Source organism: Mycobacterium sp. UM_Kg1 (assembly GCF_000972925.1).
GTDB classification, from domain to species: Bacteria; Actinomycetota; Actinomycetes; order Mycobacteriales; family Mycobacteriaceae; genus Mycobacterium; species Mycobacterium hiberniae.
Genome location: NZ_JRMK01000048.1, coordinates 20,752 through 27,154 on the forward strand (window position 1 = coordinate 20,752; position 6,403 = coordinate 27,154).

General features: G+C 67.8%; 5 protein-coding genes and 1 pseudogene. 1 reads left to right on the forward strand and 5 read right to left on the reverse strand.

Features of this window, described 5'->3' with window-relative positions; genetic code table 11:
- Positions 1-13: 13 nt before the first annotated feature.
- The 4 genes and pseudogenes from LI92_RS09835 to LI92_RS09850 all read right to left on the reverse strand — a co-directional run bounded on the left by LI92_RS09835 (position 14) and on the right by LI92_RS09850 (position 4,939).
- A pseudogene (locus tag LI92_RS09835) lies at positions 14-1,262 on the reverse strand (HNH endonuclease signature motif containing protein).
- 63 nt (positions 1,263-1,325) lie between these two features.
- Entirely contained in the window at positions 1,326-2,201 is an 876-nt protein-coding gene (mmsB, locus tag LI92_RS09840; RefSeq protein ID WP_082109644.1) for a 3-hydroxyisobutyrate dehydrogenase, read from the reverse strand.
- 42 nt (positions 2,202-2,243) lie between these two features.
- The gene (locus tag LI92_RS09845; protein ID WP_046318396.1) at positions 2,244-3,407 is read right to left on the reverse strand and encodes an acyl-CoA dehydrogenase family protein; all 1,164 of its coding nucleotides are present in this window, start codon (positions 3,405-3,407) and stop codon (positions 2,244-2,246) included.
- 11 nt (positions 3,408-3,418) lie between these two features.
- Entirely contained in the window at positions 3,419-4,939 is a 1,521-nt protein-coding gene (locus tag LI92_RS09850) for a CoA-acylating methylmalonate-semialdehyde dehydrogenase (protein ID WP_046318399.1), read from the reverse strand.
- A 237-nt stretch (positions 4,940-5,176) separates the two neighbouring features.
- Between LI92_RS09850 and LI92_RS09855 the strand changes: the two genes are divergently transcribed.
- Positions 5,177-5,899 carry an RsiV family protein gene (locus LI92_RS09855; protein ID WP_286134992.1) on the forward strand — a complete coding sequence of 241 codons (723 nt, stop codon included), beginning with the start codon at positions 5,177-5,179 and terminating at the stop codon, positions 5,897-5,899.
- On the opposite strand, the gene LI92_RS09860 is transcribed toward LI92_RS09855, so the two are convergent.
- Positions 5,889-6,403, reverse strand: a 515-nt coding sequence (locus LI92_RS09860; protein WP_046318403.1) for a carotenoid oxygenase family protein, incomplete at its 5' end; no start/stop codon positions are given. The two genes, LI92_RS09855 and LI92_RS09860, sit on opposite strands and share 11 nt — an antisense overlap.

Sequence of the window (6,403 nt, forward strand, 5' to 3'; positions counted from 1 at the left end):
GGCAGGAAGCAGGTCAGTTGGTTGCCGGTGGTGGCTGGGGTTGGAAGGGTTGGTACCACCACCATTGGGCGCGTTCGCCGGTGGGGCCGGGGCAGGGTGCGACTGCTGGTGGGGTTTGCTGGGTGGGTGGGCCAGTGATGCGGGGCTTAGCGGTCGGTGGTCTGTGTCGGTGACGACGAGGTGGTCGGCGGGGCCGGTGATGGTGATGGTGCCGCGGTGGTGCAGGCGGTGGTGGTAGGGGCAGACCAGTACCAGGTTGTTCAGGTCGGTTGTGCCGCCGTCTTCCCAGTGCCGGATGTGGTGGGCGTGCAGGCCGCGGGTGGCTGCGCAGCCGGGGATCACGCAGGAGCGGTCGCGGTGTTCCAGGGCGCGGCGTAGCCGGCGGCTGATGGTGCGGGTGGTGCGGCCGGCGCCGATGACTTCGCCGTCGCGTTCGAACCAGATTTCGCAGGTGGCATCACAGGTCAGGTATTGGCGTTCGTCGTCGGAGAGCAGTGGGCCCAGGTGCAGTGCTGCGGTCCGGTCTTTGATGTCGAGGTGGGCCACCACGGTGGTGTGCTGGCCGTGGGGCCGGCGGGTGGCCTCGGCGTCCCGGCCGGCTTCGATCAGACGCAGGAACGCGTCAGCGGTCGTCGGTAAGGGCGGGGTTTGTTCTGTTGGGGGGCCGGGATCGTCGTGGTCGCGTTTCCATTGGGTGATGAGGGCGTCGAGGTGAGATTGCAGTGCGGCGTCGAACTTGGCGGCGTCGAGGTGGTTGAGTTTGATGCGCCAGCAGGTGCCCTGTTCGTCGGTGATTTTGGTGATCGAGCGTTCCGGTTCGGGGTGGGGTTGGGGTTCGGGGCGTGGTTGGAGTTTGACGGCGGTGCGTAGTTGGTTGACGGTGGCGACGGCGGCCAGTTGGGCGTAGTGCTCGTCGGATCCGTCGGTGGCTCGGCTGGCGATGACGCCGACCTGATCCAATGACAGGCGGCCGTCGCGCATCCCTTGGGTGCAGTGGGGGAAGGACTCTGCGCGCTGTGCCACGGTTGCGATGGTGTGGGCGTTGCCCGGTGACACTCCGGTTTTCCAGGCCACCAATGCGGCGACCGAGCGTGCGCCGGTGGTTGCCCACAGTTCGTCGCGGTTGATCTCGGCGATGATGTCGACGATGCGCCCGTCGATGGCGTTGCGCTGACCGGTCAGCTCGGACAATTCCTCGAAGAGCACCTCAAGGCGCGTGCCACCACCAGCTCCGATGTCGGCTGCCGTGCGATCGAGGACATAACCACAGCATCGCAGCAGGGTCTGACAGGTTCGGCCGGCCGGTGATCCGATCACCGGCACGCTCAGTTGTCGCGCAGCACGTTGATCACGGCGCTGAAGTCCTGCGCGCCGTGGTCGACCGCGAAGTCGCGGTAGATCTGTGCGGCGTGGCTGCCCAGCGGTGCGTTCGCGCCGGTCGACGTCACGGCGTCCATGGCCAGGTGCAGATCTTTGTCCATCAGCGCAGTGGCGAAACCCGGCTCGAAGTTCCGGTTGGCCGGGGAGGTGGGCACCGGCCCGGGAACCGGGCAGTTGGTGTGCAGGGCCCAGCAGTTGCCGGTGGCGCCGGTCATCACGTCAAAGAGGGCCTGGTCGGCCAGGCCGAGCTTGTCGGCCAGCACGAACGCTTCGGCGACCGCCACCTGCTGCACGGCCAGCACCATGTTGTTGCAGATCTTTGCCGCCTGCCCGGCGCCCGCCGCGCCGCAGTGGATGATCTTGGCGGCCATCGGTTCCAGGACCGGGGTTGCCCGGGCCACCGCGGCGTCCTCACCGCCGACCATGAACGCCAGCCGGCCGGCGACCGCACCGGTGACGCCACCGGACACCGGTGCATCGAGTTGGGCGAACCCGTGGGAGCCGGCCAGGGCGTGCACCTCGCGGGCGTCGGCGACCGAGATCGTCGAGCTGTCGATGAACAGGGCGCCGGGGGAGGCCGCCGGCAGAATCTCGGCGTAGCAGCTCTTCACCGCGTCGCCGTGCGGAAGCATGGTCACCACCGCGTCCGCCCCGGCCACCGCCTCGGCGGCAGCGGCGTGAATGCTCACGCCGTGTTGCTCGGCTGCCGCAATGGCCGCGGGCACCGGGTCGAAGCCGCGCACGGTGTGCCCGGCGGCGACCAGGTTTGCCGACATCGGCCCACCCATCCGGCCCAAGCCGAGAAACGCGACGATTGCCATATATGTACTCCTCAGTGGCCCTGGTGATCCCAGATGGGCGGGTTACTGGCCGGACCGGACGCGGGCCGCCTCGGCCCGGCCGATCACCAGCCGCATGATCTCGTTGGTGCCCTCCAGAATGCGGTGCACGCGAAGATCCCGGACGATTTTCTCCAGACCGTACTCACGCAGATATCCGTATCCGCCGTGCAGTTGCAGCGCCTGGTCGGCGACCTCGAAGCAGGCGTCGGTGACATAGCGCTTGGCCATCGCGCACAGCTCCCCCTTGTCTGCCGCGTTGGTGTCGAGCGCGGTCGCCGCTCGCCACAACAGCAGTCGTGACGTCTCCAGGGCGGTGGCCATGTCGGCAAGGGTGAACCGGATCGTCGGTTCGTCCAGCAGGGCCTTGCCGAATGCCGTCCGGTCGGCCAGGTAACTGCCGGTCTTGTCGAAGGCCGCCTGTCCGCCTCCCATCGAGCAGGCCGCAATGTTGATCCGGCCGCCGTTGAGTCCGTTCATCGCGATCGAGAAGCCGGTGCCCTCTCCGTCGGGTCCGCCCAGCATGGCTTCGGCGGGCACCCGCACCCCGTCGAAGACCACTTGAGCGGTCGGTTGGGAGTTCCATCCCATCTTCTGCTCGGCCGCACCGAAACTCAGTCCGGGAGTTCCCTTTTCGACGATGAACGTCGAGATTCCGCGAGGACTGTCGTCCCCGGTTCGGGCCATCACCACGTACACGTCGGAGACGCCGGCGCCGGAGATGAACTGCTTGACGCCGTCGAGCACGAAGTCGCCGCCCTGGCGCACCGCGCGGGTACTGAGCGCGCTGGCGTCCGAGCCCGCGCCCGGCTCGGTGAGGCAGTAGCTGGCGACGGCGTCCATCGACGCCAGCGCGGGCACCCACGATTTGCGCTGATCCTCGGTGCCGTAGCTGTCGATCATCCAGGCGCACATGTTGTGGATCGACAGATAGGCGGCGATCACCGGATCGGCGATCGCGAGCTGTTCGAAGATGCGGACACCGTCGAGGCGGCGCAACCCGGAGCCGCCGGCGTCCTCGCGGCAGTAGATCGCCGCCATCCCCAGCTCGGCGGCCTCCTTCATCACGTCGACCGGAAAGTGGTGGGTGGCATCCCATTCCAGCGCGTACGGGGCCAGCCGCTTGTCGGCGAACGCCGCCGCGGTGTCGACGATCACCCGTTCTTCGTCATCCAAGATCGTGTTCATTCCCGGCGTCCTCAGTCCATCGTCGGGATGTTGAACTCGGCACCGTCTTTGATGCCCGACGGCCAGCGCTGGGTGACGGTCTTGACCTTGGTGTAGAAGGTGATGGACGCGGTCCCGTGCTGGTTGAGGTCGCCGAAGCCGGACCGCTTCCAGCCGCCGAAGGTGTGGTAGGCCACCGGCACGGGAATCGGCACGTTGACCCCGACCATGCCGACCTGCACCCGGGAGGCGAAGTCGCGGGCGGTGTCGCCGTCGCGGGTGAAGATCGCCACCCCGTTGCCGTACTCGTGCTCGCTCGGCAGCCGCAGGGCATCTTCGTAGTCGTGAGCACGCACGATGCACAGCACCGGACCGAAGATCTCGTCGGTGTAGATCGACATGTCGGTGCTGACATGGTCGAACAGCGTCGGCCCGGCGAAGAAGCCGTCCGTCAGATTCGCGTCACCGAACTGCAGGTCGTCGCTGCCACGGGTGCGGCCGTCGACCACGAGCTCGGCGCCGGCGGCCACGCCCTGGGCGATGTAGTCGTTGACCCGGTCGAGGGCGGCGCGGGTGACCAGCGGGCCGTAGTCGGCCTTGGGGTCCAGACTGTGCCCGACGCGCAGGCTGTTGATTCGCTCCACCAGCCGGGATCGCAGCCGCTCGGCGGTCTGTTCGCCGACCGGCACCGCCACGGAGATCGCCATGCAGCGCTCACCGGCGCTGCCATAGCCCGCGCCGATGAGGGCATCGACGGCCTGGTCGAGGTCGGCGTCGGGCATCACGATCATGTGGTTCTTGGCCCCGCCGAAGCACTGCGCGCGCTTGCCGTTGGCCGTGGCCGTCGAGTAGATGTACTGCGCGATGTCGGAGCTGCCGACGAAACCGATCGCGGCGATGTCGCGGTGGTGCAGCAGGGCGTCGACGGCCTCCTTGTCGCCGTGCACCACCTGCAGCACCCCCGGCGGCAGCCCGGCCTCGACGAAAAGCTCGGCCAGCCGCACCGGCACCGACGGGTCACGCTCGGACGGCTTGAGGATGAAGGCGTTTCCACAGGCCAGGGCCGGCCCGGCCTGCCACAGTGGGATCATCGCGGGGAAGTTGAACGGGGGGATGCCGGCGACCACGCCCAGCGGCTGGCGCAGCGAGAACACGTCGATACCCGGCCCGGCGCCCTCGGTGTGTTCGCCCTTGAGCAGGTGCGGAATGCCGACACAGAACTCGATGACCTCGATGCCGCGCTGGATGTCACCGCGGGCGTCCTCAAGGGTCTTGCCGTGCTCGCGGGAGAGCAGCTCGGCCAGTTCGTCGACATGGGTGTTGACCAGGTCGATGAAGCGCATCATCACCCGGGCGCGGCGTTGCGGGTTGTAGGCGGCCCAGTCGCGCTGGGCCGCCGCGGCGGAGGCGACTGCGGCGTCGACGTCGGCGGCGTTGGCCAGCGGCAAGGTGGCCTGCACGGCCCCGGTGTTGGGATCGAAGACGTCGGTGGTGCGCTGCGATGTGCCGGCGCTGCGTCGGCCGTCGATGAAGTGCGGTATCTGAGTGCTCATGCGCCATCCCGTGGAAGTGGTGGAGGGGCTCGATAGGCCCGACACGAGAATACTAGGACATCCTAGTATTTGCGAGGGGCGGGGAGCCGGGCTCGGCGCGGCCCGCGGTGAACCCGGCCGAGCGGACAATTCCTGCCGCCGGGCGACAGCGCCGGCGCGGGGCGGAATTCAGCGCTGAAAAATTCGCCGATCCACTAGTCTGCATTCAGCGGCCCGACGAGCGCGAAGGAAAACGATATGCGGCTACTGGGCGTTATACGCGCGACGGTGCTGGCGGCCTTTGTGAGCGTGGCCCCGGTGGTCGGAGCGCCGGTGGCCGGGGCGGAGCCCGAGTCGGCGGGCGGCTATCTCGCGGTGCCCGCGGCGATTGCGGGACAGAGCCCGGATCGATTGGGGGTCTGGGAAGTTCAGTACCAGCGCCTCGCCGGTGGCGATGCGAACGTGGTGGAGGCGATCAATGCCGTGATCGATGCGGAGGCGCGCGGACAGGTCGCGACCTACGAGCCCAGTGCGACCAAGACGATGCCCTGGTCATTCAATTCGACCGGGACCCTGTCATTTCGCCCGATCACCGTTTCCGCGCTTTTTCTCGGCGAATACGACACCGAAATGCCGAATATGCCGTTTCATGCGGTGGCCACCCGGGTTTTCGACAAACGCAGCGGAATCCTGATCACGTGGGACAACTTGTTCGTCGACAAGGCGGCCGGCCTGGCCCGGCTGGCCGAGGCGACCAAACAGATCCTGCCGACCCGGTACGCGCCGCCCCGGCAGGGCTGGCAGTTCGGCAACGAGGTGGCGCCGATCGATCTCAACTTCAAATACTGGATCCCGACCGCCGACGGCATCGAGCTGCACTTCCCGGACTATCAGTTCGGCCGGGGGCTTCCGGTGATCACCGTGCCCTGGCCCCGGGTGGCCGAACTGATCGCCCCGGAATTCGCCGCGATCACCGGGTAGGTTGCGCCACCCGTGGGGTGAAGCTGCCGTGGAAGGTGAGCGGCAGGTGATGCCGTAGCCGGCCGGTGTAGACCGGTCCGGCGTCGATGTTCTTGGCATCGAGTACCGCCAGGCCCGCGCGGTTGCTGACCCCGTCCTGGGTGGCCACCAGCAACCAGCCGTCGTCCTCGTCGGTGCCGCCGGGCCGGGCGGCGAAGACCGCTTCGTGCGGCTGGTGGCCATAGGGGAACTGGTGGGTGACCACCGCGCCGGTGGTGTTGTCGATCTTGGCCACCGCGTTGGGGTAGTCGCTGCCGTCGGCGTCCGCGGACAGATAGGTGTAGCGGTTCGGCCGGCTGGTCTTGGTGATGTTGAACGACGGGAACTCGCCGCGAAGATCACTCACCGGCTCGTGAATTACCTTGTCGGTTTTGGTGATCCGCAGCCGCATCAGGGTTCCGCCGTAAGAGCCGATGTCGCTGGCCCGGTCGGTGCTCAAGCTGGAGAGCTGCCCGTTGAGCTGCT

What these genes read in the sequence shown, in the direction of transcription:
- LI92_RS09850 (WP_046318399.1), bottom strand. Translation starts at nt 4,939, where the DNA reads ATGAGCACTCAGATACCGCACTTCATCGACGGCCGACGCAGCGCCGGC.
- LI92_RS09855 (WP_286134992.1), top strand. Translation starts at nt 5,177, where the DNA reads ATGCGGCTACTGGGCGTTATACGCGCGACGGTGCTGGCGGCCTTTGTG.
- mmsB (WP_082109644.1), bottom strand. Translation starts at nt 2,201, where the DNA reads ATGGCAATCGTCGCGTTTCTCGGCTTGGGCCGGATGGGTGGGCCGATG.
- LI92_RS09845 (WP_046318396.1), bottom strand. Translation starts at nt 3,407, where the DNA reads ATGAACACGATCTTGGATGACGAAGAACGGGTGATCGTCGACACCGCG.